Annotated in this window: 25 protein-coding genes and 2 tRNA genes; 23 read left to right on the top strand and 4 right to left on the bottom strand. The window is 68.2% G+C overall.

What is annotated here, in order from left to right:
• The first annotated feature begins 146 nt into the window (after positions 1 to 146).
• The 5 genes from IT361_16615 (at position 147) to IT361_16635 (ending at position 4664) form a co-directional block, all read left to right on the top strand.
• Positions 147 to 971, top strand: coding sequence for an alpha/beta hydrolase (locus IT361_16615; protein MCC6319298.1), 825 nt, complete (start codon positions 147 to 149; stop codon positions 969 to 971).
• 163 nt (positions 972 to 1134) lie between these two features.
• The gene (locus IT361_16620; protein MCC6319299.1) at positions 1135 to 1503 is read left to right on the top strand and encodes a hypothetical protein; all 369 of its coding nucleotides are present in this window, start codon (positions 1135 to 1137) and stop codon (positions 1501 to 1503) included.
• A 457-nt stretch (positions 1504 to 1960) separates the two neighbouring features.
• Positions 1961 to 2332: a YraN family protein gene (locus IT361_16625; GenBank protein MCC6319300.1), complete on the top strand. Its 372-nt coding sequence runs from the start codon at positions 1961 to 1963 to the stop codon at positions 2330 to 2332.
• A gap of 121 nt (positions 2333 to 2453) precedes the next feature.
• On the top strand, positions 2454 to 3500 hold the full coding sequence (gene recA, locus IT361_16630; GenBank protein ID MCC6319301.1) for a recombinase RecA: 1047 nt from the start codon (positions 2454 to 2456) through the stop codon (positions 3498 to 3500).
• A gap of 435 nt (positions 3501 to 3935) precedes the next feature.
• Entirely contained in the window at positions 3936 to 4664 is a 729-nt protein-coding gene (locus IT361_16635; protein MCC6319302.1) for a RecX family transcriptional regulator, read from the top strand.
• Here the strand turns inward: IT361_16635 and IT361_16640 are convergent.
• On the bottom strand, positions 4643 to 5740 hold the full coding sequence (locus IT361_16640) for a COX15/CtaA family protein (GenBank protein MCC6319303.1): 1098 nt from the start codon (positions 5738 to 5740) through the stop codon (positions 4643 to 4645). The genes IT361_16635 and IT361_16640 overlap by 22 nt on opposite strands.
• A 107-nt stretch (positions 5741 to 5847) precedes the next feature.
• Here IT361_16640 and alaS point away from each other — a divergent pair, with 107 nt between their 5' ends.
• From alaS to gmd, 12 genes are all read left to right on the top strand, one after another.
• Positions 5848 to 8604 carry an alanine--tRNA ligase gene (gene alaS / locus IT361_16645; protein MCC6319304.1) on the top strand — a complete coding sequence of 919 codons (2757 nt, stop codon included), beginning with the start codon at positions 5848 to 5850 and terminating at the stop codon, positions 8602 to 8604.
• Positions 8604 to 8906, top strand: coding sequence for a hypothetical protein (locus IT361_16650; GenBank protein ID MCC6319305.1), 303 nt, complete (start codon positions 8604 to 8606; stop codon positions 8904 to 8906). The genes alaS and IT361_16650 overlap by 1 nt, the downstream gene beginning before the upstream one ends.
• Positions 8903 to 9658 (top strand): hypothetical protein, encoded by a 756-nt coding sequence (locus IT361_16655; GenBank protein ID MCC6319306.1) that lies wholly within the window; start codon positions 8903 to 8905, stop codon positions 9656 to 9658. Before IT361_16650 ends, IT361_16655 begins: the two co-directional genes overlap by 4 nt.
• 4 nt (positions 9659 to 9662) lie before the next feature.
• Positions 9663 to 10250, top strand: coding sequence for an SIS domain-containing protein (locus IT361_16660; protein ID MCC6319307.1), 588 nt, complete (start codon positions 9663 to 9665; stop codon positions 10248 to 10250).
• A complete protein-coding gene (locus tag IT361_16665) occupies positions 10220 to 11002 on the top strand; it encodes an SDR family oxidoreductase (GenBank protein MCC6319308.1) in 783 nt (260 codons plus the stop codon). Before IT361_16660 ends, IT361_16665 begins: the two co-directional genes overlap by 31 nt.
• Positions 10993 to 11967, top strand: a complete 975-nt coding sequence (locus IT361_16670; GenBank protein ID MCC6319309.1) for an asparaginase — start codon at positions 10993 to 10995, stop codon at positions 11965 to 11967. Before IT361_16665 ends, IT361_16670 begins: the two co-directional genes overlap by 10 nt.
• Positions 11960 to 13255 carry a CCA tRNA nucleotidyltransferase gene (locus IT361_16675; GenBank protein MCC6319310.1) on the top strand — a complete coding sequence of 432 codons (1296 nt, stop codon included), beginning with the start codon at positions 11960 to 11962 and terminating at the stop codon, positions 13253 to 13255. Before IT361_16670 ends, IT361_16675 begins: the two co-directional genes overlap by 8 nt.
• Before the next feature lie 11 nt (positions 13256 to 13266).
• Positions 13267 to 13812, top strand: coding sequence for a hypothetical protein (locus tag IT361_16680; GenBank protein ID MCC6319311.1), 546 nt, complete (start codon positions 13267 to 13269; stop codon positions 13810 to 13812).
• Between the two features lies 1 nt (position 13813).
• The gene (locus tag IT361_16685) at positions 13814 to 15214 is read left to right on the top strand and encodes a replication-associated recombination protein A (GenBank protein MCC6319312.1); all 1401 of its coding nucleotides are present in this window, start codon (positions 13814 to 13816) and stop codon (positions 15212 to 15214) included.
• Complete coding sequence (locus IT361_16690) at positions 15211 to 15684, top strand: LEA type 2 family protein (protein ID MCC6319313.1); 474 nt, start codon at positions 15211 to 15213, stop codon at positions 15682 to 15684. Before IT361_16685 ends, IT361_16690 begins: the two co-directional genes overlap by 4 nt.
• A 115-nt stretch (positions 15685 to 15799) precedes the next feature.
• A complete protein-coding gene (hflX, locus tag IT361_16695; protein ID MCC6319314.1) occupies positions 15800 to 17068 on the top strand; it encodes a GTPase HflX in 1269 nt (422 codons plus the stop codon).
• A gap of 39 nt (positions 17069 to 17107) precedes the next feature.
• On the top strand, positions 17108 to 18097 hold the full coding sequence (gene gmd / locus IT361_16700) for a GDP-mannose 4,6-dehydratase (protein ID MCC6319315.1): 990 nt from the start codon (positions 17108 to 17110) through the stop codon (positions 18095 to 18097).
• Between the two features lie 171 nt (positions 18098 to 18268).
• Here the strand turns inward: gmd and IT361_16705 are convergent.
• The 3 genes from IT361_16705 to IT361_16715 all read right to left on the bottom strand — a co-directional run bounded on the left by IT361_16705 (position 18269) and on the right by IT361_16715 (position 19630).
• Positions 18269 to 18342, bottom strand: a tRNA-Val gene (locus tag IT361_16705).
• Positions 18343 to 18453: 111 nt separating this feature from the next.
• Positions 18454 to 18527, bottom strand: a tRNA-Ile gene (locus IT361_16710).
• A gap of 11 nt (positions 18528 to 18538) precedes the next feature.
• The gene (locus IT361_16715; GenBank protein ID MCC6319316.1) at positions 18539 to 19630 is read right to left on the bottom strand and encodes a D-glycero-beta-D-manno-heptose-7-phosphate kinase; all 1092 of its coding nucleotides are present in this window, start codon (positions 19628 to 19630) and stop codon (positions 18539 to 18541) included.
• Positions 19631 to 19660: 30 nt separating this feature from the next.
• Between IT361_16715 and IT361_16720 the strand changes: the two genes are divergently transcribed.
• From IT361_16720 to hrcA, 6 genes are read left to right on the top strand one after another with little or no spacing between them, the layout of a single operon-like run.
• Positions 19661 to 20653: an asparaginase gene (locus IT361_16720; GenBank protein ID MCC6319317.1), complete on the top strand. Its 993-nt coding sequence runs from the start codon at positions 19661 to 19663 to the stop codon at positions 20651 to 20653.
• Between the two features lie 40 nt (positions 20654 to 20693).
• Positions 20694 to 21347, top strand: coding sequence for a carboxymuconolactone decarboxylase family protein (locus tag IT361_16725; GenBank protein ID MCC6319318.1), 654 nt, complete (start codon positions 20694 to 20696; stop codon positions 21345 to 21347).
• A complete protein-coding gene (obgE, locus tag IT361_16730; GenBank protein MCC6319319.1) occupies positions 21337 to 22353 on the top strand; it encodes a GTPase ObgE in 1017 nt (338 codons plus the stop codon). Before IT361_16725 ends, obgE begins: the two co-directional genes overlap by 11 nt.
• 35 nt (positions 22354 to 22388) lie before the next feature.
• Positions 22389 to 23414: a DNA-protecting protein DprA gene (gene dprA / locus IT361_16735; protein MCC6319320.1), complete on the top strand. Its 1026-nt coding sequence runs from the start codon at positions 22389 to 22391 to the stop codon at positions 23412 to 23414.
• 8 nt (positions 23415 to 23422) lie between these two features.
• Positions 23423 to 24538, top strand: coding sequence for a radical SAM family heme chaperone HemW (gene hemW, locus IT361_16740; GenBank protein MCC6319321.1), 1116 nt, complete (start codon positions 23423 to 23425; stop codon positions 24536 to 24538).
• Positions 24539 to 24548: 10 nt separating this feature from the next.
• A complete protein-coding gene (gene hrcA, locus IT361_16745; protein MCC6319322.1) occupies positions 24549 to 25595 on the top strand; it encodes a heat-inducible transcription repressor HrcA in 1047 nt (348 codons plus the stop codon).
• Positions 25596 to 25599 lie beyond the last annotated feature (4 nt).

Here is a 25599-nt window from a genome sequence, read left to right on the forward strand (position 1 = left end):
GCTTGTAGCGGGCCATGGACCTCTCCTCGACGGGGGGCAACGCACCCTCTAGCTTCTCTGAGGAACCCTGCAAAGTCTCTGCCGCCCGCGAGGCCACGCCGGGTTTTTCTACAGCTTCGTTAGGCAGCAAGCGACCCCCTAACACGATGAAGCTCACGCGCACTGTGGGGTTCGTGCTGGTCGCCTCACTCCTCGGGGAAACCGTCCTTGCACAGCACGGCGATACACTGGCGATGTCGGTGCACGGTCATCGAATGCGCCTCGTTGTTTCGCGTGGTAACGGACCGACGGTCGTACTCGAGGCAGGGGCGGGATCTACCCACCGGACGTGGGACCGCCTCCGACAACAGCTCGATCCCGCGATTCGCGTCGTAGCCTACGATCGTCCGGGATTTGGCGACTCCGAGATATGTATGGCGACTCGGGATGCGCTGACCATCGCGCGGGAGCTTCGAGCCGCGCTTGCCGCCGCGCGCCTCGCGCCGCCGTATTTGCTCGTCGGCTGGTCCGCCGGCGGCATCTACATGCGAGTCTTCGCGAGTGAGTTCCCGGCGGAGGTCGTGGGCCTCGTTCTGCTCGATCCGACCCCGGAGAACTTCTATCGGAAGGCCGAAAGTGCCTTCCCTGAGGTGTTTCGGCGCCTCGATGCGATCGACAGCGCCAACATCCGTTCGGGTCCTCGTGCCGAGCTGGCTGAAGAGGCGGCGTGGGAAGACGCTCTGGCACAGGCGCGGCAGTCGGACGCCAAACTGAGCGCGCCCATTGTCTTGCTCTCGGCGCTACGCCCGGATTTGGAGGTCCTCGCAGATATCTGGCACGCCGAGCAGCGCACGTGGACGGCCCGACAGCAGAACGCAGTGTTTCGTGTTGTCGCACAGTCCGGACATGCCATTCATCGCGATCGACCCGATACGGTGGCTCGCGTCATTCACGATGCAATCGCCGGACTACCAAAGGCGCGGATGCCATAGTTGGGTGGCTCCATCCCACTTCTTCAGGCCGTGGGCCGGGAGCGCCACGCAGGCGTGCAGGCTCGGCCAAACAGGGGGTTGCGCCAGACAGCGGAGCTATGGTGTGCTCGCTGCGCTCGCATGATGTGATTCGGCCGCAGGTGAACCCGAACGTTGGACAGACATGCGCCAAGGTCTGCTGTTGGTCGTGAATCTGCCTCTCGCGCTGGTGATCGTTGGCGGCGTGTACGCGTGGTATCGCCGCGGTTTTCGGACGCCGAGGCCTTTGGGGCTGCCTGCCCGGGCTGTCGGACGCGTAGTCATGGGCGTCGGCTGGGTGCTCGTCGCGGGTGTCGCCGCGAAGTCAGTCAGCGGATTCTTCGGCGACGGACGCGTGCAGATTGCCCAGTCAGGCCACCAGTATGCTTCTCGTGCGACGGAGCCGCTGCTGTACTGGGGAGAGATCGTGGGCGAGATGCTGCTGGTCGGCGGAACCGGGTATTTCCTGGTGATCCTGGGCCGTCGCCGCGCGCGCGAGCTCGGCAACACCTGACACGTGCGTCGACAGTGAGGGGGCGGCCTGCCTGGGCTGGGCATGCGGTTCAGCGAGTCTCGACATTGGAGAGCGCGTGTGCTTCATCCGGACTGGACGCGTCCCGCGCGACGTCGCTGGAACGGGGCGAACGATAGCGGTTCCAGACGGCGGGTGCTACAGACGCACACGGTGACTGAGTCCCCTTTCCTGTGGACGTGCGATCCGAGATTCTCGCTTGGAACCGATCGTCCCGCGCGAGGCCTTGAATGTGCCCCAGCGGGGTCCGGCGCCCCCGGAGTGGCCTAACCGTCAACAGCATGACGCCGCCCGCGCTTGGTACCAATGCGCCCATCCACGGTACGCGTGAGGGATCCGTCCACCCGTTCACGAACACCCACTCCCGTCCGCCGTATTTCGGTTCCTCCCGGGACAGGATGATGGCGCGCCTCGCGCGAGGCGAGCGTATGCTCCCCGTGTGACGACGACAACGCAGCAGCTTGGGCTCGATGGCGAGCGGATCGCGGAGCGCTGGCTCGTCCGCAAGGGCTGGCGGGTGCTTCAGCGCCGCTATCGGTCCGGCCACCGGGACATCGACCTGGTCGCTGAACACGGGGGCACGGTCGTGTTCGTCGAGGTCAAAGCCCGACGTGGCGCGGAGTTCGGGGGGCCGATCGAGGCGGTCAACTGGAAGAAGCGTCGAGAGTTATCGCGATCCGCACACGCCTGGATAGACCGCCACGGACGGCTGGGCGAAGGCTACCGGTTCGACGTAGTGGGCGTGCTGGTGACCGGGGCTCGAGTTCGTGTACGCCATGTGGAAAACGCCTTTGCCCTGGACGTGCGGTGAAATCCGTGCTTGAGAGCAAGCGAGGATCTTCGTATTTTGTTCGGGGTTCGTTTTCGTTCCTGCCACCTCGTAGATTCTCTGCGCGGTGGTGCTCAGACCACACCACACCATCGGGTGACGTATGGCGGGATCCGCAATGCAGGACGACCGCAAGAAGGCACTGGGTCTGGCCATCTCGCAAATCGAAAAGAACTGTGGCAAGGGTGCGATCATGCGCATGGGCAACGAAGCCGCGCGCGTTCGCATCGAGGGGATACCGACCGGCGCGATCAATCTGGATGCGGCGATCGGGATTGGCGGGGTGCCGCGAGGGCGCGTCACCGAGATCTACGGGCCGGAGTCGAGCGGCAAGACCACGCTCTGCCTCCATGTGGTGGCGAACGCGCAGCGCACCGGTGGAGTGGCAGCGTTCATCGACGCGGAGCACGCGCTCGACGTCGAGTATGCCAAGAAGCTCGGGGTGGACGTGGAGAACCTGCTGGTGTCGCAGCCGGACACCGGAGAGCAGGCGCTGGAGATCTGTGAGATTCTGGTACGTTCCGGGGCGGTGGATGTCATCGTGATCGACTCGGTGGCCGCGCTGGTGCCGAAGGCGGAAATCGAGGGGGACATGGGCGACGCGCACGTGGGGCTGCAGGCCCGCCTCATGAGCCAGGCGCTCAGGAAGCTGACGGGTGCAATCGCCCGATCGCGAACGGCCGTGATCTTCATCAATCAGTTGCGCGAAAAGGTCGGGGTAATGTTCGGGAACCCCGAGACGACGACGGGTGGCAAGGCCCTCAAGTTCTACGCGTCGCTCCGGCTCGACATCCGTCGCATCGGCGCGGTGAAGGACAAGGAAGAGGTCACGGGGTCCCAGGTCAGGGTGAAGGTCGTAAAGAACAAGGTGGCGCCGCCGTTCAAGCAGGCGGAGTTCGACATCATGTACGCAGAGGGGATCTCACACTCCTCACTGCTGGTGGATATCGGGTCCGAGTCGGGCATCATCGAGAAGTCCGGCGCGTGGTACAGCTACGGTGGCCAACGCATCGGCCAGGGACGCGAAAATGCAAAGCTCTTCCTCAAGGACAACCCGGCGATGCTCGCCGAGGTCGAGGAGAAGGTGAAAGGAGTACTCGGCTTGCGGCGGGGTGAGCAGCCGGTAGATGTGGAGGTCGTGGAAGAGTAGGTCGCTCTGATACACAGGCACCGGCGATGTTGAGGCCGGAGGGTTGTTCTCTGAGGATGTTGGGGCCCGGTACCCCGCATTGCTCAAAGGGCCTCTCTCCGGCCTCTGCCGTTCCAGGGCTCCAGGCGCGGGAGGCGGCAGCGGCAGTGCAGGGGAACCAGCGCGATGCAGACGAGGCCGTCGCGACCGACCCGCGCGGGCGATCGCACGTGTTGCGATGTCAACGCGGCCGTGGTCACGGCGACGGCTTGCAGCGCCCGACCATTGCGACGAGGGGCAGACACCAGCCGGCGCGACCGCGCGCCCGCGGCGGGTGCGAACTTCCTCCTGAAACCCGCGAGGCCGTCCGGCAACCAGCTTTCCCTGCGCGACATACACCCACGGCGAGCCAAGTTCTTCTCGATATCCGCTAGCCCGTCTGGCAACCAGCCTTCCATGACACCGTATCGAAAGCGCGGTCAGCTGCGCGAGCGCACGTCCTTCCAGCCTGGAACTGTGACCGCCATGCGGTCGCTCGATGCCAGCGGCTCGCGGTTCGTCCTGACCGCGAGCGGCGTCGACGGGGTCGTCTCACCGGAAATCATCGGTACCTTCAGGCTCGCGGTTGGCCGTAACCTCTCGACGCATGAAGCCGCGGAACTCACCGAAGCGGCGCGCCGCCTTCAGGTCTATGACCTCGGGGTCAAGCTGCTTGCGGGGCGTGCACGCTCCGCTCGCGACCTGAGCCTGGCGCTCCGTCGCCGCGGCGCGAGCGACGCCGAAGCAGCTGCCGCGATCACTCGGCTCATCGAACTCGGGGTGCTGGACGACGCCGTGTTCGCGCGCGCGCTGGCGCACGCGAAATCGAGCGGGTCCGGTGTTTCGAAACGCCGACTGCAGCAGGACCTCGCGCGCCGAGGTGTGGCGCCAGCCACTGCCCGCACCGCGATCGACGAGGTCGCTGCTGACGTTGGGCTCGACGAACGCGCCACCGCCCTCGCCGTGGCGCGCAAGCGAGTGCGCGCACTCGCCTCCCTGGATCGGGCCGTGGCCCGCCGTCGGCTCTATGCCTTCCTTGCCCGGCGCGGCTTCGACGGGGCGGTGATCACCTTCGTGCTGGGTGCTGTGTTCGGGCCGGGCGACGATGCGTCGGGCGGCGACGATCAGGACGGACCCGAGGACTGACCCGGGCTGACCCGCACGGGAGCGCTCGCAGCCCAGATGGCGGTGGTGAGGAGCGCGACCGCGCCCAGCTGATGCAATGCCGCGATGCCGAGCGGAACGCCGAGCAGAAGCGTGCTGATGCCGAGCGTCACCTGCACGAGGACGGCGCCCACCATCGCGACCCACGGAGCGCTGAGCGCACCATGACGGCGGCGTTCGCGCCACGCGACGCCAGCGACCAGCAGGAGCGTGATCACGGCCAGCACCCGATGGTTGAACTGGACGCTCGCGGCGTTCTCGAAGAGGTTTCGCCAGGCGGGCGACAGCTGGCCGTACCCGGGCGGAACCAGCCCATCGCCCATGCGCGGGAACGTGTTGAAGATGTGTCCCGCGTCCAGACCGGCGACGAACCCGCCGCTCACGATCGTGAGAAACGCGAAGCCACCGATCAGCAGGGCGCCCCGGTGCACGAGCGCGCGCCTAACGGGAACGGTGAACGCCGTCCACGCCGCGATCACGTAGATCGCGAGGGCCAGCGAGAGGTGTGCAACGAGGCGATACTGGCTCACATCGGTCCGGTCCGAGAGCCCACTGGTGACCATGTACCAGCCGAGCGCGCCCTGGGCCGCGGTGAGCAGCGGAAGCGACGCGAGGCGGAAGCGCAGGTGCGAAGGGATTCGCCCAGCCAGCAGCAGGACGAGGAACGGCACGGCGATGACGAGTCCGGCGATACGAGCGGACAGTCGGTGCGCCCACTCCCACCAGAACAGGGTCTGGAATTGCGGCAGCGTGATCCCGCGGTGCACGGTCTGCGCCTCGGGGATCTGCAGGTAGGCGTCATAGGCCTGCTGCCACGCCGCCGCGTCGAGCGGCGGCAGGACGCCCGAGACCGGCTTCCACTCCGTGATCGACAGTCCACTCTCGGTGAGCCGAGTCGCGCCGCCAACGACGAGAGTGAGCACCACCGCCAGTGCGCTGGCGATCATCCACGCGCGGATCGCACGCGCCGCAGAGGGCGCGGACGGCGCATGGGTCACCGGGGCGACCGGCGTACCGGGGACTCGCAGGCTGGGGGCGTCGACAGATGGGCGGGACATGGACGGGAAGGCTGGCGAACAGTAGCCGTCGGTGGGGACGCTGGACAATCAGCCATGACCCGATGGTTCGCCCAAAAGGTCACGGGGAGCGCCTATATTCAGCCGCTATGCGCGCTTCCGAGATCCGTTCCCGATTCCTCGACTATTTCCGGCGACACCAGCACGCGGTGCTGCCGAGTTCCACGCTGGTGCCCGGCGACGACCCCACGCTGCTGTTCACCAATGCCGGCATGGTGCAGTTCAAGAAGGTCTTCCTGGGGCTTGAGTCCCCGGCCAGCGGGCGGCGCGCCACCACGTCGCAGAAGTGCGTGCGCGCGGGCGGAAAGCACAACGATCTCGAGCAGGTGGGTCACACGGCGCGCCACCACACGTTCTTCGAGATGTTGGGCAACTTCTCGTTCGGCGACTACTTCAAGCGCGATGCGATCCGATTTGCGTGGGAGTGGGTGACCGGGCCGCAGTCGGCGGGTAACCTGGGCATCGACCCGGCGCACCTGCGGGTCTCGGTGTTCCGCGAGGACGACGAGGCACGTGCCCTGTGGCGCGAGGTCGCGGGGCTCCCCGATTCGCGCATTTACGGGTTGGGGGAAAAGGACAACTTCTGGCAGATGGCGGACACCGGTCCGTGTGGACCGTGTTCGGAGATCTACGTGGACCTCGCGCACCTCGCGAAGGATTGGCGATTCCCGGAAGGCGCGCACGGGGAATGGACGTCGACGGATCGCACCGAGTTCTCGACCGAGGCGTTCATCGAAGGTGGTGAGGCAGGGCGGTTCCTCGAGATCTGGAACCTGGTGTTCATGCAGTTTGACCGGCAGGCAGACGGGACGCTCGTGCCGCTGCCCAAGCCGTCAGTCGACACCGGGGCAGGTCTCGAGCGCATCGCGGCGGTGATGCAGGGCGTGACGAACAACTATCACACCGATGCGTTTGCTCCGCTGATCGAAACGATCGAGCGGGTAGTCGGTCGACGCTACGCGCCGCGCGACGCCAGCGGTCACTGGGCGCTCGACGAGCATTCGGCGTCGTTTCGTGTGCTGGCTGATCACGCACGTGCGGTTGCGTTCCTGCTGGCGGACGGCGTGTTCCCTTCCAACGAAGGGCGCGGGTACGTGCTGCGTCGCATCCTCCGCCGCGCGGTGCGCCACGCCTGGTTGCTGGGACGCCGCGAGCCCACGCTGGTTCACGTGGTACAGGCCGTCATCGACCACATGGCCGACGTGTACCCGGAGCTGCGTCAGCGGCAGGCGCACCTTGCCGAGACCACGCGCGCGGAGGAGGAACGGTTTCTGGCGACGATCGAGGGCGGGATGCGTCGGTTCGACGAACTGGCGCCGGCCCCCCATGGGCAGGGTGCGGCGAGCGTGCGTGGCACAGTGTCCGGCGACGATGCGTTCCGACTGTACGATACGTTCGGATTTCCCATCGATCTCACCGAACTCATGGCGCGTGAGCGAGGCTACACGGTCGACATCGCCGGCTTCGAGTCGGCGTTGGGCTCGCAGCGCGCGCAGTCGCAGGAGGAGCGCAAATCCCGCAAGCTCGGCGTCGACGTCGATGCGGCGAAGACCTGGGCGTGGGAGACCAGTGAGGGGCAGCGGCAGGCGGGCGCCAGCGAGAGCACGCGCTTCGTCGGGTATGGCGTCGTGGAAATCGAGTCGCAGGTGACTGCGGTGCGCGCGCTCGACGATGGTCGTGTGGCCGTCATGCTGCGCGAGACGCCGTTCTATGCGGAGTCCGGCGGCCAGGTATCCGATCACGGCGAGATCGTTGGCGAGGGATGGCGGGTCGACGTGGACGACGTGCGCAAGTTCGAGGGCCGTACCGCCGCGATCGGCAAGGGCTCGGGTCAGGTCGGGTTTGGGAGGGCGATCGCGCGCGTGCCCTCGGATCGACGCCGCGACACGGAACGCAATCATACGGCCACGCACCTGCTCCACGCGGCCCTTCGCGCCGCACTCGGCGACCATGTGCACCAGGCCGGGTCGCTCGTGGCACCCGATCGCCTCAGGTTCGATTTCACGCACCATGGTCCGGTCAAGCCTGAGGTGCTCGCCGGCATCGAGGAGACCGTCAATCGCGGAATCTGGGCATCCGTCGACGTGCATACCGACGAAAAGCCGTATCAGGAGGCGGTGGCCTCGGGCGCGATGGCGCTGTTTGGCGAGAAATACGGGGACGTGGTGCGTGTGGTCTCGATCCCGGGGCTCTCGGTGGAACTGTGCGGCGGCACGCACGTGAGCAACACCGGCCAGATCTCGCTCTTCCGGATCCTGAGCGAGACCGGCGTGGCGGCGGGGGTGCGCCGCATCGAAGCGGTGACCGGTCGTGGCGCCTACGAGCTGCTGCGCGAGCGCGAGCGCACGCTCGATCGGGTTGGCGAGGTCCTCAAGGCGACGCCGGACACGGTCGTCCGAAAGGTTCAGGCGCTGGTTGACGAAAAGCGCGCCCTGGATCGCAAGCTGGAAGACGCGCTGCGCGGCGGCGGAGATCAGGTGCGCGCGTGGGTCGCGTCGGCTCCCGTGGTCGAGGGCCTGCGCCTGGTGGCACAAACGGTCAAGGTCGACGACGCCCGAAGTCTGCAGGCGATGGGTGATGCGCTTCGCGAGCAACTGGGGAGTGGCGTGGCCGCGTTAGGCGGGGCGCTGGCCGACGGCAAGGCGACCTTGCTGGTGGTGGCCACGGACGATGCGCGCGATCGGGGGGCGCGTGCCGATGCCGTGGTGCGTGAGCTCGCGGCGCTGGCCGGCGGGCGCGGGGGCGGGAAGCCACACATGGCGCAGGCGGGCATTCCCGATCCGGCGCGGCTGGGTGACGGCCTGGCGGCGCTCGAGCGGGTGGTGCGCACGCTCATCGGCGCCTGATGTCCCAGGCCGTCGGCTGGTTCTCGCGCGATGCCGTCCCCGCGCGCCTCCGTGAACACGCCGAGGCCCTTTCGGTCGGGAGCAGGGCCGCGTCCGCCGAGGGCCTGGTGGCGGCTGCGGTTGACGCGACGCGTCGGGTGATCGAGCATCAAGGCGCGGATCGGACCACCGCGCTCGACCTCCTGGCCATCGATGCGCTCGTGACACGGGCAATTGAAGACATGGCGTCGGACCCGACCCGATTCGAGGCGCGGAGCCTCGAGGTGCTGCGCACGCTCTCATCCATCGCGACGTCCCCGTGATCGACCTGCATTCGCACCTCATTCCCGGCGTCGACGATGGATCACCGACGCACGAGAACTCCATCCGCGTGCTCGAGCGACTCTGGCAGGAAGGCGTGAAGCAGATCGCATGCACGCCGCATCTGGCCGCGTCCGCGGTCGCGGACGCCCCGATCGACCAGCATCGGGCACTTCTCGATCGGCTGCGCGCCGACGCGCCCGGGGGCATGGTGCTGCATTCGGGGTTCGAGATCATGCTCGACGGGCCGGGTGCAGACCTCACCTCCACCCGGCTCGGCCTTGGCGGCTCGCACGCCGTGCTCGTGGAGTTCCCTCGCGTTCCGCTCTCGCCTGACTCGACGGACGAGCTGATGCGGCTGCGCGCCAGCGGCATCGTGCCGGTGATCGCACACCCCGAGCGCTATGCGGGCATCACGATCGACAAGCTGCATATCTGGCGCGACTTCGGCGTGGTGGTGCAGGGCGATGCGTTGCTGCTGCTCTCGACGGGACCGCGCGCGGAGTTCTCGCGCCTGATGCTCGCCGAGGGGGTCGCGGACATTCTGGCCAGTGACAATCACGGTGATTCGCGATCGTTGGCCACGGTGAGGCTCTGGCTCCGCGAAGTCGGTGGCGAGCGCCACGCACGCGTGCTGATGGAGGACAACCCTCGGCACGTGCTCGAGGATCACATGCTGGAGGCGGTGCCACAGTTGCGAGAGCACAAGTCGATCTGGGACCGGTTGCGTGAGCTCTTCACGGTGGGGCGCTGAGGCGATGACGACATTCGAAGCTGGCGTGGCCGCGCGCGTGCGTATGCGTCTCGCGGAGCTGGCCGCGGTCGCGGAGCGTACCTCCCGGGAGTTGCCGACGGCCGTGGCGCACGCAGCGGTCCTCATGCGCGACACGCTTGCTCGCGGAGGCACGCTCTTCTTCTGTGGCAATGGAGGATCCGCCGCCGATGCGCAGCACGTCGCGACCGAATACGTGGTGCGCTACGTGCGCAATCGTGGTGCGTTTGCCGCAGTCGCGCTCACCACCGACACCTCGCTGCTGACGGCGGCCGGCAACGACCTTGGGTTCGAGGACATCTTTGCACGTCAGGTCGAGGGCCTGGTGAAGGCGACGGACCTGCTGGTGATCCATTCGACGAGTGGCAACTCCCCGAACGTGCTGCGCGCGGCCCAGGCGGCCCGCGGCAAGGGCGCGAAGGTCGTGGCGTTTTCGGCTCGCGATGGTGGCGCGCTGCGCGCTCTGGCGGATGTGGCGGTCGTGATCCCCACCGATCGGACCGATCGTGCCCAGGAACTGCATTTGTGTCTCGAACACGTGATCTGCGAGACGATCGAGGAGGCGCTGGCGTGATCGACTTGCGGGGCAAACGCGCGGTCGTGACCGGAGGCTCGCGCGGCATCGGCGCGGCGACGTCGCGCCTGCTGGCGGCGTGTGGCGCGGACGTGGCGATCCACTACCGATCGCGTGCCGACACTGCCGAAGCGATGGTCGCCGAGGTGCGCGAGCGCGGCGTGCGGGCGATGGCGGTGGCGGCCGAGCTGTCCGAGCGCGCCGCGGTCGATGCGTGTTTTGCGAGGATCGCGGAGGCCTGGGGCGGCGTGGACATCTTCGTGGGGAACGCCGGCATCTGGCCGGTGGAAGAAGAACCCGTCGCGTCGATGGGCGATGCGCGTTGGTTGCACACGATGAAAGCCAACGTGGACGGGATGTTCTACAGCACACGCGCCGCGTTGCGCCACATGGGCCAGGGCGGGCGCGTGGTCCTGGTGAGCAGCACCGCGGGCCAGCGCGGTGAGGCGATGCACGCCGACTACGGCGCGAGCAAGGGTGCGATGATCGCGTTCGTGAAGTCGGTGGCCATCGAGGTCGCGGCGCTCGGGATCACGGTCAACAGCGTCGCACCGGGCTGGGTGGAGACCGAGATGTGCGAGGTGCCGTACGCCGACGGTGGACGCGAGCGCATTGCCCGCGGGATCCCGGTGGGGCGCATTGCCACCCCCGAAGATGTGGCGGCGCCGATCGTCTTCCTGTGTGCCCCGCAGGCGCGCCACGTGACGGGTGAGATCCTCAATGTGAACGGCGGGAGCGTGCTGTGCGGGTGATCGCCCTGGTGTTCACGGGCGGCACGATTTCCATGCGCTTTGATGCCGTCGCTGGCGGCGCGGTCCCGGCGTTGGCTGCCGAGGAGATCCTGGCCGCGGCGCGTGGCATCGAGGAGGTCGCCGACGTTCGCGTCGAGGAGTTCGGCCGCTACCCCGGGCCGCACATGACCGTGGAGCGCGAGTGGGCGCTGCGCAATCGACTGGTGGCCCTCGTCAACGATCCGCGTATCGACGGTGTCGTGGTCACGCACGGGACCGACACGATCGAGGAGTCCGCATACCTCGCCACGCGCTCCATCGACACCGAGAAGCCGATCGTCTTCACCGGTGCGATGCGCAACGCGAGCGAACTGAGCTGGGACGGGCCCGCCAACCTGTCCGATGCCGTCCGCGTGGCGGCCAGCACACACGCGCGCGGATACGGCGCCCTCGTGGTGCTGAACGGTCGCGTGTTCTCCGCGCTGGACGTGACCAAGGCCCATACGCACATGCTCGATGCCTTCGAGAGTCCGGGGCTTGGCCCGGTCGGCGTCGTGGATGACGGCGAGGTGGTGTTCCGGAGGTCGTTAGGCGCGCGCCAGGCCGTCCTCGCGCCATCGGCGCTCGCCGAACCGGTGGACATCATCGTGGCGTTCTCCGGGGCCGACGGCCGCCTCGTGGACCGCTCCTGCGAGACCGCGCGCGGGGTCGTGATCGCGGCGCTCGGCCGCGGCAATGTGCCGCCGCTCATGGCGTCCGCGATCGGGCGGTGTGTGGCGGCGGGGCTTCCGGTGGTGGTGGCATCGCGTGCACCGCGCGGTCGAGTCGGACAGACGTATGGCTACGAAGGCGGTGGCCGGCACCTTGCCAACCTTGGCGCCATCTTCACCGGATCACGTCGACCCCAGCAGGCCCGCATCGACCTGATGCTCGCACTCGGGGCCGGGCTGCAGGGCGACGAACTTCGTGACGTCTTCGATGCCTGAAGGGTCGGTGCCCACGTTCGAGGTGCCGCATGCGGTGCTCGACATTGCCCGACGCCTCGAGGAGGCCGGTCACGAGACGTGGTGCGTAGGAGGGGCCGTGCGCGATGCGCTGCTCGGGATTCCCCACCTCGACTGGGATCTCGCCACCGCGGCCACTCCGCCCCAGGTGCGGCGTCTCTTCCGGCGCACCATCCCGGTGGGCGAAGCCTTCGGCACGATTGCCGTGCTCGATCCCTCGGGAACGCCGCATGAGGTCACGACGTTCCGGCACGACGTGCGCACGGATGGGCGGCACGCCGAAGTGGAGTTCGGCGCGTCGCTCGACGAGGATCTTGCCCGGCGCGACTTCACGATCAACGCGATGGCGTGGTCGCCCTCGCGTCGCCTCCTGCACGATCCGTTTGGGGGGCGCGCGGACCTCGCACGTCGTGTGGTGGCGGCGGTGGGCGACCCGCGTCGACGCATGGCGGAGGATCGCCTGCGCGCCCTGCGTGCGCTCCGGTTTGCCGGACGGTTCGACTTCACGATCGCGCCAGCGACCTGGGATGCAATCGTGGAGAGTGCGCCCGCATTGCACCGCCTCTCGAAGGAACGTGTGCAGCAGGAACTGGTGAAGACGCTGGAGCAGGTCCGCGAACCCGGGCGATCTCTGCGCCTGTGGTCCCGGAGCGGCGCGTTGCGCGAACTCCTCCCCGCGCTCGCCGCGGCACCGCCGTCCGTGCTGGAGGCGGCAGACGGTCTCGCGCTGCCCGACGCATCATCCGACGCCGGGATCGCGCGCCGTCGCACCCTCGTCCGGCTCGGCGCGATCCTCACCGGCCTTGGGCGCGACGATGTGGTCGGGCTTCTCACCGGACTCCGCTTCTCCAACCGCGACGTGCAGCGGCTGGCACATGCGACCACCGTGGCGCATGCCCTGCGACCCGCGCTGATCGCGGCCGCGCCGGTGACGGACATCACGCTCAGGCACTGGGCATCGCAGGCCGGCCGCGCCGACCTCGCCGATACGTTGCGCATGGCGATGGCTGCGCCGCGCCGTGCGGCGACCCGGGCGTGGTGCGGGCTCTACCGGCGATCGATCCGTTGCGCGTATCGTGATCCGGTCGAGATTTCGGACCTGGTGGTCGATGGAGAAGACCTGATGCAGGGAGCCGGCGTCGTGCCGGGCCCGCGGCTGGGTGAGGTGCTCCGCGCGCTCCGGGACTTCGTGCTCGAGGATCCGGCGCGCAATGACCGCGAGGTTCTGCTGGCCCGCGCGCGTGAGCTGGCGTCCGCATCCCAACGCTGATCGATCGCCTGGTGTTCATCCGCGGCCCGCACCCCGAGTCGGTCATCTGGCCCCACTTTCGCAGCGGGTGGGAAGGCTTCGTGTTTGGTGCGCGCGACGGCGTCTTTGAGGCGCAACTCGTGCCGAATGCCGATCGCACGATCGAGCTCCTCCTCGCGCTGGTCGAACACCTGACGCCGGCGGTGGACGTCCGCCTCGACGACTGGCGGACCGATCGGGCGTGGCGCGGAACGTCGCTCGAGAACAGTGATGTGCGCGATGCCATCGCCCGCTCGAAGCAGGCGTGGGCGACGTATGCCGGCGCGGAGGTGACGATGATCGGCGGAGGTGAACAGGTCACGCTCACCGCGAATCTCGAACTGTTCGTCTTCGCGCCGTCGGACCGGTGGCTCTATCTGCTGCAAGGCAAGGGACTGCGCCGCCTGCAGCGTCTGCGCAAACGCAGCTGGTCCCTGACGCGGGGCGAGTTCCGGCCATCCGTGGGCGCGGAGTCGGCGGTGCGGCTCACGGTCGAGCGGCTGCGCCTCGAGCCTGAGGCCGCGGGAGCGCCGGACTGACATGCCCGCTCGTCGTCGTCCTGACGTCGGCACGTCGTTGTTTGCCGCCTCCGCGCAGGCTGAGCCGCTGGCCGCACGCATGCGGCCGCGGGTGCTGGAGGAGTTCGTCGGGCAGGAGCACCTGCTGGCCCCGGGCAAGGCGCTGCGGCAGGCGATCGAGCGAGGCGTGCCGACGTCGATGATCTTCTGGGGGCCGCCGGGGACGGGCAAGACGACGCTCGGACTCCTCCTCGCACGCTACGCAGAGCGCGAGTTCGTGCCGTTTTCGGCGGTCACCGAGGGCGTCCCACGCGTGCGGGAGATCATTGCCGACGCCCGGGGTCGCCTGGCGATGGGTCGGCGCACGATTCTGTTTGTCGACGAAATCCACCGCTTCAATCGGGCGCAGCAGGATGCCTTTCTGCCCGCGGTCGAGGAGGGCATCGTCACGCTCGTGGGCGCCACGACGGAGAATCCCTCGTTCGAGCTGAATGGCGCGCTGCTCAGTCGTACACGCGTGTTTGTGCTCACTGCGCTTGGCGCGGCCGACCTCGAGGCGCTGTTGCGCCGCGCGCTGGCGGACGAGGAGCGGGGCCTGGGGCGGGAGCAACTCGTCGCGGACGATGACGCCCTCGCGTGGCTCGCGCGCGAGTCGGATGGCGATGCACGGCGCGCGCTCAACGCGCTCGAGGCCGCGGCGCAACACGCCGGCACGCGCGGGCACTTGACGCCAGAGGTCATTCGTGACGCGATGCAGCTCCGTGCGGCACGTTACGACAAGAGCGGCGAAGAGCACTTCAACCTCATCTCGGCCTACCACAAGGCGCTGCGAGGAAGCGATCCGCAGGGAGCCCTGTACTGGCTCGGCCGCATGATCGTGGGCGGCGAGGATCCGATGTACATCGCCAGGCGTACGGTGCGCTTTGCCGCCGAAGATGTGGGGCTCGCCGATCCGCAGGCCCTGGCGATTGCACTCGCCGCGCGCGACACCTATCAGGCGCTGGGGTCGCCCGAAGGCGAACTGGCCCTCGCGGAGGCCGCCGTGTATCTCGCGACGGCACCCAAGTCGAACCGGGTGTACGTGGCCTGGAAGGCGGCCCTCGACCTCGCGCGCGAGTTCCCCGCCGAGTCGGTTCCGCTCCACATCCGCAACGCCCCCACGTCGCTGATGAAGGAACTGGGTTATGGAAAGGGGTACCAGTACGCGCACGACGACCCGACGGCCTACATTCCGCAGGTGTACCTGCCGGACGCGGTGCGCGACCGGGTGCTCTATGCGCCGGGGCCATTCGGCTTCGAGCGCGATATCGGGAAGCGGTTGCAGTGGTGGGCCGATCTCAAGCGGCGCGCCGAGGGAGCGGGGAGCATGACTGAGCCCGAGGCAGAGGACGCCTCACGAACGGAGCTGGAGGAACCCAGGTGATGACTCGACGTATGCGTACAATCGGCGGGGCAGTGCTGTTGGCGACGCTCACAGCGTGTGGCGCACTGGGTCGCGATTTCAAGGAGCCGGTCGTGACCTTCAAGGACGGCCGCGTCACCGGGCTCGGCCTCACGGGCGGGTCGATCGAGGTGGTGCTGGGTGTGTACAACCCGAACGGCTACCGGCTCGACGGTTCACGACTCACGTACTCGATTCTCGTCGACTCGGTAAAGTTTGGTGACGGCGAATACAACACGCGATTCCAGGTGCAGAAGGGCGAGAGCACGACCGTGCGGTTGCCGCTCAACTTCTCGTACGCGGGCGTGGGCGCCGCGGGCCGCCAGCTGATGAACACCGGAAGCGTGGAGTACCGCGTGCAGGGTGACATCACGTTCGGAACCCCGATCGGCAACTTCACGCGTCCGTACGACCAGCGCGGTCGGTTCTCCACGCTTTCCGGCGCTCGTTAGGCGCCCTCGTCCCGGCGTCCCCGTGCGCCGGCCCAGCTCCGAAACCCCCGAGCCCTCCGCCGCCATTTCCCGCGAACCCATTTCCCTGACGCCGCCCGTCGAGCGGGCGATTCTCGTGGGGGCACCGCGCAAGCGCACGAACGCACGGCACCACGTCGAGGAGCACCTCGAGGAACTCGAACGTCTCGCGGACACCGCGGGCGCCAGGGTCGTGGGCACGCTGACCCAGCAGATCGATCGGCCGCACCCTGGCACCTACCTGGGTTCCGGCAAGCTCGAAGAACTGGCCGCGCTCGCCGGCGACCTCGAGGCGACGCTGGTCATCTTCGACGACGAGCTGTCGCCGTCCCAGGGCAAGAACATCGAGGATGCCATCGGCAAGCGCGTGATGGACCGCGCCGAGCTGATTCTCGACATCTTCGCCACCCGTGCCCGTTCCAGCGAAGCGAAGATGCAGGTCGAACTCGCGCAGCTGGAGTACATGTTGCCGCGACTGACCCGGATGTGGACGCACCTGGAGAAGACGCGCGGCGGTATCGGCGTGGGCATGCGCGGGCCCGGCGAAACGCAGCTCGAAACGGATCGACGCCTCATCGGCCATCGGATCCGCCTGCTCAAGGAACGGCTGGCCGAGGTGAAGCGATCGCGGCTCGTGCAGCGACAGGCGCGCAAACATGTCTTTCGCGCCGCGCTCGTGGGCTACACGAACGCCGGCAAGTCGTCGTTGCTGCGTGCCTTGTCGCACGCACCGGAGATCTTTGTCGAGGACCGTTTGTTCGCGACGCTGGATCCGCTCACCCGCGAGGTGGCGCTGAACGAACAGACGCGCATGGTCGTGACGGACACGGTCGGCTTCATTCGCAAGCTGCCGCACCATCTGGTCGCTTCGTTCCGTGCGACGCTCGAGGAGGTGCTGGAAGCCGAGCTGCTGCTGCACGTGATCGATGCCTCGCACCCGTTCTGGGAGGAGCAGCGCGAGGTGGTCGACGAGGTGCTGGGCGAGCTTGGGGTCCACGACAAGGATGTGGTGTACGTGTTCAACAAGGTCGACCAGCTGTCGGTGGGTGAGGTGGATGGCCTTCGAACGCGTGCCCGCAATCTCTTTCCCCGCCACGTGTTCTGCTCGGCGATCGGGGGCGACGAGGGGACCGTCGAGCTGCGCGACGCGCTGCTGGCGGCGGCGCGCCGGCACACGCCGCTCGTGGCGCTCCGGCTGGATCATGCCAACGGCAAGCTGCTCGCCGAACTTCACCGGATGGGCGAAGTGGTTTCTGTCCGTCACGGGGATGACGCCACGTACGTCGCCGCGCGACTCGACGACGCCGCACTCGCCCGGGCCACACGCCTTGGAGCCGCGCTCGACGGCAAGGTGGTGGCGCCATGACGCCGCACGCGGCCACCGACGACTAGACTTCGTCTCCACATGAAGAAAGCGCTCATCACCGGCATTACCGGCCAGGACGGCTCCTACCTTGCGGAGCTTCTGCTCGGCAAGGGCTACGAGGTCCACGGACTCGTCAGGCGGTCGTCGACGTTCAATCGCGGCCGCATCGACCATCTCGCGCTCGACCCGGCGCTGGAGGCGCGCTTCCGGCTGCACTACGGTGACATGGCCGACGGCAGTTCGCTGCGTCGCGTGGTGGAGGCCGTGCAGCCGGACGAGGTCTACAACCTGGCCGCGCAGTCCCACGTGCGGGTGTCGTTCGACCAGCCGGAGTACACGGCCGATATCGTCGCGACCGGCACGCTGCGCCTGCTCGAGGCGGTGCGGGAGCACATCGAGCGTACGGGCCGCGCCGTGCGCGTGTACCAGGCCGGTTCGTCCGAGATGTTCGGCGCCGCACGGCCGCCGCAATCGGAGGCAACGCTGTTCCATCCGCGGAGTCCGTACGCGGTGAGCAAGGTCGCGGCGCACTGGCACGCCATCAACCATCGTGAGGCGTGGGGCATGTTCGTGGCGAACGGAATCCTGTTCAACCACGAGTCACCTCGCCGCGGCGAGTCCTTCGTGACGCGCAAGATCTCGCTGGCCGTGGGTCGCATCGTGACCGGCAAGCAGAAGAAGCTCGCGTTAGGCAATCTCGACGCGCGGCGCGACTGGGGCTTTGCCGGCGACTACGTGGACGCGATGTGGCGCATGCTGCAGCACCGCGCACCGGGCGACTATGTGGTCGCGACCGGCACGTCCTATTCGGTGCGCGACTTCGTCGAAGCCGCCTTTACCCACGCCAACCTCGACTGGCGCCAATACGTCGAACTGGACCCGAGGTACCTGCGCCCCTCCGAGGTCGATCACCTGCAGGGCGATGCGTCGCGTGCGCGCACGGAGCTCGGGTGGACGCCCGCCGTGGGGTTCAACGAACTGGTGAAGCTGATGGTCGACGCCGACATCCGGGCCGCCGCCGAGACGTAGCGCCGGACCGGGCACGTACGGTCGGCGGAAGCCACCCTGTCTCGTGGTGGCGCTCCACGCGTCCGCGGTGGACTCCCACTACCGGCGCGGTCGCGTGGTCGTGAAGCAGAAAGGCGCCTCGACCATCGAGGCGCCCTGAATGCGGCCACGGAGACGACATCGTGGCGGAAGTGGTCGCGCAGGGACTCGAACCCCGGACCTCTGGTATGTGAGACCAGCGCTCTAACCAGCTGAGCTACGCGACCGCATGCACCGAAGGTCGGCGCAAGGGATGGGAAGGTTAACGGGTCGGCCGAGGGTGAGGAAGTCCGGCCGGACAGGCGCGCGACGTCAGATATGCACCGTGAGTACTGCCATGGGCCCTCTGGGGCTCGAACCCAGGACCGTCGGATTATGAGTCCGCTGCTCTAACCGGCTGAGCTAAGGGCCCGCACCCGCAACCTACGCGTGACCGCGCGCGGCCGGTATGGCCTCGGCGTCGTCGAAGGCGGCCAGGATCTCGTCCGGCGTCACCGTCGCGGCGCCAAGCTTCCCGACTTCGACGCCGGCGGCGAGGTTGGCCACCACGGCTGCCTCGAGTGCCGTCGCGCCCGCGGCGAGCGACGTTGCCAGGTAGGCGGTCACCGTGTCCCCGGCGCCCACGACGTCGTAGACCTCGCGCGCCGTCGACGAGATATGGTCCACAGCACCACCGGACGACACGAGCGCCATCCCTCGCTCCCCGAGCGTCAGGAGGAGATACTCCGCGCCCAGACGCGCGAGCGTGGCCGGGAGGGTTCCCGCGTCCTCGAGACGAACCGAGGCGCCTAACGCCGATTCCAGCTCCCGGCGGTTCGGCTTGAAGATCGTTGCGCCGCGATAGTGGAAGAAGTTGCGGTACTTCGGGTCCACGATCACCGGAATGCCGCGCGCCCGCGCGGCCGCAATGGCGGCTTCGATCACGGAAGGGACCAGCACGCCCTTGTTGTAGTCCTCGAGCACCAGCGCGTCGCTCATCGCGACCTCCGCCATCAGCGCGGAGAGCAATCGTTCGAGGTCGGGTGCCTCCAGATCCCCGTCCTCTTCTTCATCGAAGCGGACGACCTGTTGTGAACGCGCGACGAGCCGCGTCTTGGTGGTCGTTGGACGCTGCACGGACAGCAGGGCCCGGTCGTCCGACCCGATCTCGCGCAACATCGCGCGCAGGCGCTCGGCGGATGCGTCCCGGCCCACCGCGGCCACCAGCGTGCCCTCGGCACCGGAGGCGGCCACGTTCTGCGCCACGTTCGCCGCGCCACCGAGCGCGTAGCGACGCTCCCGCACTCGCACCACGGGCACGGGCGCCTCCGGGGAGATGCGATCGACGTCGCCGCGCAGGTACACGTCGAGCATGGCATCGCCGATGATCGCCACGCGCCGGGCGCGCATGCCGTGCAACAGCTCCTGCAGTCGGCTTCGAGGGACGCGCACGGAATGGGCAGTCATGGGCGTGGAAGCTAGGCCAGCCGTTCTCGGGGAGGCAAGCGGTGCGAGCACCCGTCCACTTATCTTCATCGGACCTCCGCGGGCCACGGCGCACCTCCCATGCAGACCTATCAGCTTGATGTCGTTGTCGGTCGTGGCAGCATGATCGAGTCACGGCATCGCGTACACGCGGCGGTGTGGGACGCTGCCACCGGACTGGTTGGCGTGGCGCGAGATCCGTTCATGCATTCGCCGTGGCGCTCCTGCGCCAAGCCGTTCCAGTTGATGCCGTTCCTGGAGACCGGCGGCTTCGACGAGCTGGTCTGGGGCGACGACGAGCTGGCGCTGGCGTGCGCGTCACACGGCGGAGAGCCTGAACACGTTGCCGTGGCCGCGCACATGCTGCAGTCGATCGGACTGGAGGAAGGCGATCTGGCCTGTGGTCCGCACGAGCCTTTGTCGCGGCGCGGGGCCAAGGCCCTGCGCGAGGCAGGGGCCGCACCGAGCCGACTCCACAACAACTGCTCGGGCAAACACGCGTCGATGCTCGGCCGAGCGCACCTGAGCGGCTGGCCCACCCAGGGCTACGAACGCGACGGTCACCCCGTCCAGGTCGCATCCCTCGAGGCGGTGGCGCGCTGGACCAGCGTGCCCGCGGAGAAGATCGAGCGCGGCGTGGATGGTTGCGGCGTTGTGGTCTTCGGCCTGCCGCTGGCCCAGATGTCGCGCGCCTACGCGATGCTCGCGACGAGCGCGACGCGCGGGGAGGAGATTCCGGCGCGCATCATGCGCGCGATCCGGACGCGACCGCTCCTGTTCAGCGGGTCCGATCGATTCGACTCGCTGGTGGTCGAGGAAACATCCGGCAACGTGGTACCCAAGGTCGGCGCCGAAGGGGTACACTCCGTGGCCATCCTCGATCGCGGGCTGGGCTGCACCGTGAAGGTGGAGGACGGCGCGACGCGCGCTCAGTATCCCGCGGTGTTGCGACTGCTGCAGCTGCTCGGGGCATTGCCGGACCCGCTCCCTCAACGCCTGCAGGATTTCGCTCGCACCCGCGTGCGGAACACGCGCGGTGAAGTGGTCGGCGACGTGCGTTCGATCGACGCGTGACCACGGACGGCGGACAAATGATGCAACCGGCGGGGATTCGATGACGGAGGTCGCGGCAGTCACACCTAACGTGCTGGTGTTCGACGACGAACTGGCCGCCCTCGTGCGGCTCGCTGCGGCAGTCGCAGCGGGCCCGGAGGCCGAGGTGCGCGCCCGGATCGCCGATGCCGTGGACGTCGTGCGCCCCGAGTGGGTGGAGGAGGTCATCCTGCAATCGTACCTGTTCGCCGGGTTCCCCCGCACGCTCAACGCCGCGCGCGAATGGCGCCGGCTCTCGGGCCGTCCCGCCCCGTTGCACGACGACGGTGAACGACACGATCAATCGGAGCGCTGGGCGGAGAGCGGGGAGCGCACGTGCGCGGTGGTCTATGGGCCGTTCTACCAGCGCCTCCGGCACAACATCCGCGCGCTCCATCCCGCGCTCGACGCGTGGATGATCGTGGACGGGTACGGCAAGGTCCTGTCGCGGCCTGAGCTCGACCTGCCGCGACGCGAGTTGTGCATCGTCGCCGCCTGCGCTGCGGCCCGACAGGATCGTCAGTTGCACTCCCACCTGCACGGCGCACTGCACGCTGGGGCGTCGGCATCCGACGTTCGCAGCACCCTCGATGCCCTGGCCGACATGCTCGGGGAGGGTGACCACGAACGCTACCACCTCCTCTTCACGCGCGTCCTCGCTCACGATGTTCATTGATCGCGTTGTCGTCCGCGTGGCAGCAGGGACCGGTGGATCCGGGGCCACCTCGTTCCGTCGCGAGAAGTTCGTCCCCATGGGCGGGCCCGACGGCGGCGACGGCGGGCGGGGAGGGGACGTGATCGTGGTGGCTGATCGCAACCTGACCACGTTGCTCGACTACACGTACCGCGATGCGTGGTCTGCCGAACGCGGGAACCACGGAGAGGGCAGCAACCGCACGGGCAAATCCGGCAAGGACGTGACGCTTCCGGTTCCTCCGGGGACCATCATTCGCGATCTCGACACCGGCGCGTTTGTCGGCGAGGTGTTGGAACACGAGCAATCCCTCATCGTGGCCAGGGGCGGCCGTGGAGGAAAGGGCAACGCGTTCTTCGCTACCGCGACACATCAGTCGCCGCGCGAATGGCAACCTGGCGAGGAAGGCGAGGCACGCACGCTCGAGCTGGAGTTGCGCCTCATTGCCGACGTTGGGCTGGTCGGGCAACCGAACGCCGGCAAGTCGACCCTGCTGTCGGTCATCTCGGCCGCGCGACCCAAGATCGCGGACTACCCGTTCACCACGCTGTCCCCCAACCTCGGCGTCGTGCCGCTGAGCGACCATCGCACGTTCGTGGTGGCCGATATCCCGGGGATCATCGAGGGGGCGCACGAGGGCCGCGGACTCGGTCTGCAGTTCCTGCGACACATCGAACGTACGCGCATCCTCGCGTTCCTCATCCCGATCGACGCGATGGACTGGCAGGCGGAGTACGACCAGCTTCGGCACGAAGTGGAGCAGTACTCCGCGACGCTCGCGGCCAAGCCGCATTGCGTGGTCTTCACCAAGCTGGATCTGCTGGGCGAGGACTACGTGCCGGACGTCGCAGCGCCAGGCGCATTCGGTGTGTACTCGGTCAGCGCGGCAGCGCGCACCGGCCTCGATGCGCTCCTCGCGGCGTGGTGGGCCCGGCTGCTCGAGCTGCGGCGCCAGGAACCGGTTCCGATCGCCGACGACGAGGTGTAGGCGTGGAGCCGTCGGCGACTCTCGCGCTTCGTTGCGTGAGGGGGCTGGGCGCCGGGGGATGGCACGAGGCCGCCGCTCAGGGTGGTCCGGCGGCGGCCCTGCTCGCGCTCACAAACGATGTGCAGCAGGCCGCCTGGTCGCGTGCGCGCGATGTGGTCCGCACATGTGCGCGGCTCGGCGTCCAGGTCCTGGAGTTCGGCCAACCCACCTACCCAACGTCGCTCACGGCGCTCGCCGATGCACCGCCAGTGCTCTTCGCGCTGGGGCGGGTCGATCGGCTGTCCCGCGTGTCGGTCGCGATCGTCGGGACGCGCGAGGCCACGAGTTACGGCGTCCGGGTCACCGCGCGCTTTGCGTCGGGGGCGTCGCGGGCCGGCGTGACCGTGGTTTCCGGACTCGCCCGCGGCGTGGATGCTCACGCCCACCGCGCCGCCCTCGATGGCGAAGGTGGGACGGTCGCGGTGCTCGGTACCGGGGTCGACATGCCCTATCCGCTCGAAAACCTCGCGTTGTACGAGACCATCTGTCGCCATGGGGTCGTCGTGTCGGAGGCCCTCCCAGGCGCGCGCGCCCATCGTGGCGCGTTTCCCAGACGCAACCGCCTCATCGCCGCCCTGGCCGACGTCATCCTCGTCACCGAAGCCGGTCACAGGTCAGGGGCGCTGATCACCGCGACGGTTGGTGGCGCGATCAACCGCATCTGCGCCGCCGTCCCCGGGCCGATCGACGTACCGGCGTCTGCCGGCTCCAACCAGCTGCTGCGCGACGGGGCACAGGCCGTGGCCTCGGTCGAAGACCTGCTCGGTCTCCTGGCGCTCACGACGCGCGGTCGAATGGGCGGTCGGGCGCTCTCGACATCCACGGCACCGGACGCCACGGAACTCGGTCAGGACGAATCCGCCGTGGTGGACGTGTTGCGCGTGGGACCGAGGCTGCCTGACGAGTTGCTCGCAGCGTCCGGGCTCTCGCCGTCCGCACTCGCAGCCGCGCTGGCCACACTCACGGTGCAGGGCTGGGCGGAGGTGGACGCCAGCGGGATGGTGCGCGCGGCCTGGCGTTAGCTTCGGGGATGAGCGCGAGGCACCTCTACGTCCATGTTCCGTTCTGTGCGCGGCGCTGCTCGTATTGCGACTTCGCGATCGCCGTGCGCCGTGACGTGCCGGCGCGCGCCTTCGCGGAGCGGATCGCGGGAGAACTGACCGTGCGCGGCCTGCACGCGGACACTCCGCTCGCGACCCTGTACCTCGGCGGTGGCACACCATCGAGGCTTGGCGGCGAAGGCGTGGCTCGGTTGATCGAGGCGATCACCTCGCGCATCGGCGTGGCGCTCGACGCCGAAATCACGCTCGAGGCCAACCCCGAGGATGTTTCCGCGCCTGATGTGGCACGATGGCGCGAGGCCGGAGTCACGCGCGTGTCGTTGGGTGTACAGAGCTTCGACCCGGAAGTACTCCGGTGGATGCACCGCGTGCACACCGCCGAGGCCGCACGCGAGGCGGTGCGCGTCCTGCGAGGCGAAGGGATCGACGAGCTTTCCCTTGATCTCATCTACGCGCTGCCGACGGGCGTGAGCCGGAACTGGGAACGCGATCTCGACGCGGCGGTCACGATCCACCCGCCGCACCTCTCGTGTTACGGGCTCACGATCGAGCCGCACACCCCGCTCGGACGCCAGGCCGCGCGCGGCCAGCTCCACGCGGCCGATGACGAAGTGCACGAGCGCGAATTCCTGCGGACCCACGATGTTCTCACCGCCGCTGGCTACGACCACTACGAGGTCTCCAACTACGCGCGCGCCGGGCACCGCGCCGTGCACAACTCCGCGTACTGGACCGGGGCACCCTACCTTGGGATCGGTCCGTCGGCGCATGGCTTTGACGGGCGGGTTCGACGCTGGAATCGGCCGGAGTTCGTGGCCTGGGATCTCGCGGTGGCTCGCGGTGAGGATCCCATAGCCGGGCAGGAACTCCTGTCGCGCGAGCAGCACGCGATCGAAGCGGTGTACCTTGGCTTGCGCTCCGACGCTGGCCTGGTGGTTGAAGATCAGGACACGCCGATGGTCGAGTCCTGGTGTCAGACCGGCTGGGGAGCCGTGCGAGAGGGCAGACTTCGTCTGACTCCGACCGGTTGGCTCAGACTCGATGCCCTGGTTAGTGCCTTGACTGGCAACCGAAGTCGTTACTAGGTTTGAACTTATGGGCCTTCCCGAACTCTCGGAGCGCGAGCGCAAGGTTCTGGAGGCCGTCATTCAGAGCTACGTCGAGACCGCGGAGCCTGCCGGATCCAGAACCATTTCGCGCCGATTTGGCCTTGGCGTCTCGCCCGCGACGATCCGCAATACCATGAGCGACCTCGAGGAGAAGGGGTATCTCTACCATCCCCACACCTCGGCGGGTCGTGTGCCGACGGACATCGCGTATCGGCAGTACGTCGATGCCCTGATGCGGGCCCCGCAGGCGCCGCGGCCAGAGGCCGAGCGTTTGAGCGAGCAGCTCGCGGGGAGTGGCGCGTCGGCGATCGAGACCATCCTGCGCCGCGCCGCGCAGAGCCTGTCGATCGTGACCCAGGAACTGGGCGTTGCCCTCGGGCCGCGGCTCGACAGCGTCCGACTGCAGCGGCTCGAACTCGTGCGGCTGACCGAAGAGCGGCTGCTCCTGGTGCTGACGCTCGAAGGGGGAGCGGTGCGCACCATCTTCGTCGAGGTGCCCGGCCAGATGGCGGAACGCGTGGTGGCCGAGGTGATGGTCGTGCTCAACCAGCGCCTTGCCGGACTCACGCTGCGCGAGATCCGTCAGTCGTTAGGTGAGCGGCTGCGCGACACGTCGGCGACTCCCGGCGCCACCGACCTCCTCAATGTCTTTGTGCAGGAGGGCGATACGCTCTTCGACCTGCCGGTCGGTACGGACGATTCCGGGGTGGTGCTCGGCCAGGCCTCGGTACTCGCCGACCAGCCGGAGTTCACCAGCGGCGACGGCATGCGCCGCCTTCTCGACCTGACGGAACGCAAGACGCACCTCGCCGAACTGCTGCGGACGCGATCCGCGGCGCCGGGGCTCTCGATCACCATCGGCAACGAACACGGCGATCCGCGACTCGAGCGGTTCACGATCGTCACCGCCGAGTATTCGGTCGGTGCGCTCTCGGGCGTGATTGGCGTGATCGGTCCGACGCGGATGCCGTACGACAAGGTGATCGCGCTGGTTCGGCATACGTCGGTGCTCGTCTCCGACATCCTGCACTGACCCG

The organism is Gemmatimonadaceae bacterium, assembly GCA_020846935.1.
In the GTDB taxonomy this organism is placed as follows: domain Bacteria; phylum Gemmatimonadota; class Gemmatimonadetes; order Gemmatimonadales; family Gemmatimonadaceae; genus RBC101.

Bases quoted from the DNA above. Each gene is read 5' to 3' on its own strand.
- alaS (MCC6319304.1), top strand. From the start codon at position 5,848: ATGCGCGCTTCCGAGATCCGTTCCCGATTCCTCGACTATTTCCGGCGA.
- hemW (MCC6319321.1), top strand. From the start codon at position 23,423: ATGAGCGCGAGGCACCTCTACGTCCATGTTCCGTTCTGTGCGCGGCGC.
- IT361_16660 (MCC6319307.1), top strand. From the start codon at position 9,663: ATGACGACATTCGAAGCTGGCGTGGCCGCGCGCGTGCGTATGCGTCTC.
- IT361_16650 (MCC6319305.1), top strand. From the start codon at position 8,604: ATGTCCCAGGCCGTCGGCTGGTTCTCGCGCGATGCCGTCCCCGCGCGC.
- recA (MCC6319301.1), top strand. From the start codon at position 2,454: ATGGCGGGATCCGCAATGCAGGACGACCGCAAGAAGGCACTGGGTCTG.
- IT361_16720 (MCC6319317.1), top strand. From the start codon at position 19,661: ATGCAGACCTATCAGCTTGATGTCGTTGTCGGTCGTGGCAGCATGATC.
- IT361_16715 (MCC6319316.1), bottom strand. From the start codon at position 19,630: ATGAAGATAAGTGGACGGGTGCTCGCACCGCTTGCCTCCCCGAGAACG.
- hrcA (MCC6319322.1), top strand. From the start codon at position 24,549: ATGGGCCTTCCCGAACTCTCGGAGCGCGAGCGCAAGGTTCTGGAGGCC.
- gmd (MCC6319315.1), top strand. From the start codon at position 17,108: ATGAAGAAAGCGCTCATCACCGGCATTACCGGCCAGGACGGCTCCTAC.
- IT361_16620 (MCC6319299.1), top strand. From the start codon at position 1,135: ATGCGCCAAGGTCTGCTGTTGGTCGTGAATCTGCCTCTCGCGCTGGTG.
- IT361_16615 (MCC6319298.1), top strand. From the start codon at position 147: ATGAAGCTCACGCGCACTGTGGGGTTCGTGCTGGTCGCCTCACTCCTC.
- IT361_16635 (MCC6319302.1), top strand. From the start codon at position 3,936: ATGACACCGTATCGAAAGCGCGGTCAGCTGCGCGAGCGCACGTCCTTC.
- IT361_16640 (MCC6319303.1), bottom strand. From the start codon at position 5,740: ATGTCCCGCCCATCTGTCGACGCCCCCAGCCTGCGAGTCCCCGGTACG.
- IT361_16725 (MCC6319318.1), top strand. From the start codon at position 20,694: ATGACGGAGGTCGCGGCAGTCACACCTAACGTGCTGGTGTTCGACGAC.
- IT361_16685 (MCC6319312.1), top strand. From the start codon at position 13,814: ATGCCCGCTCGTCGTCGTCCTGACGTCGGCACGTCGTTGTTTGCCGCC.
- obgE (MCC6319319.1), top strand. From the start codon at position 21,337: ATGTTCATTGATCGCGTTGTCGTCCGCGTGGCAGCAGGGACCGGTGGA.
- IT361_16675 (MCC6319310.1), top strand. From the start codon at position 11,960: ATGCCTGAAGGGTCGGTGCCCACGTTCGAGGTGCCGCATGCGGTGCTC.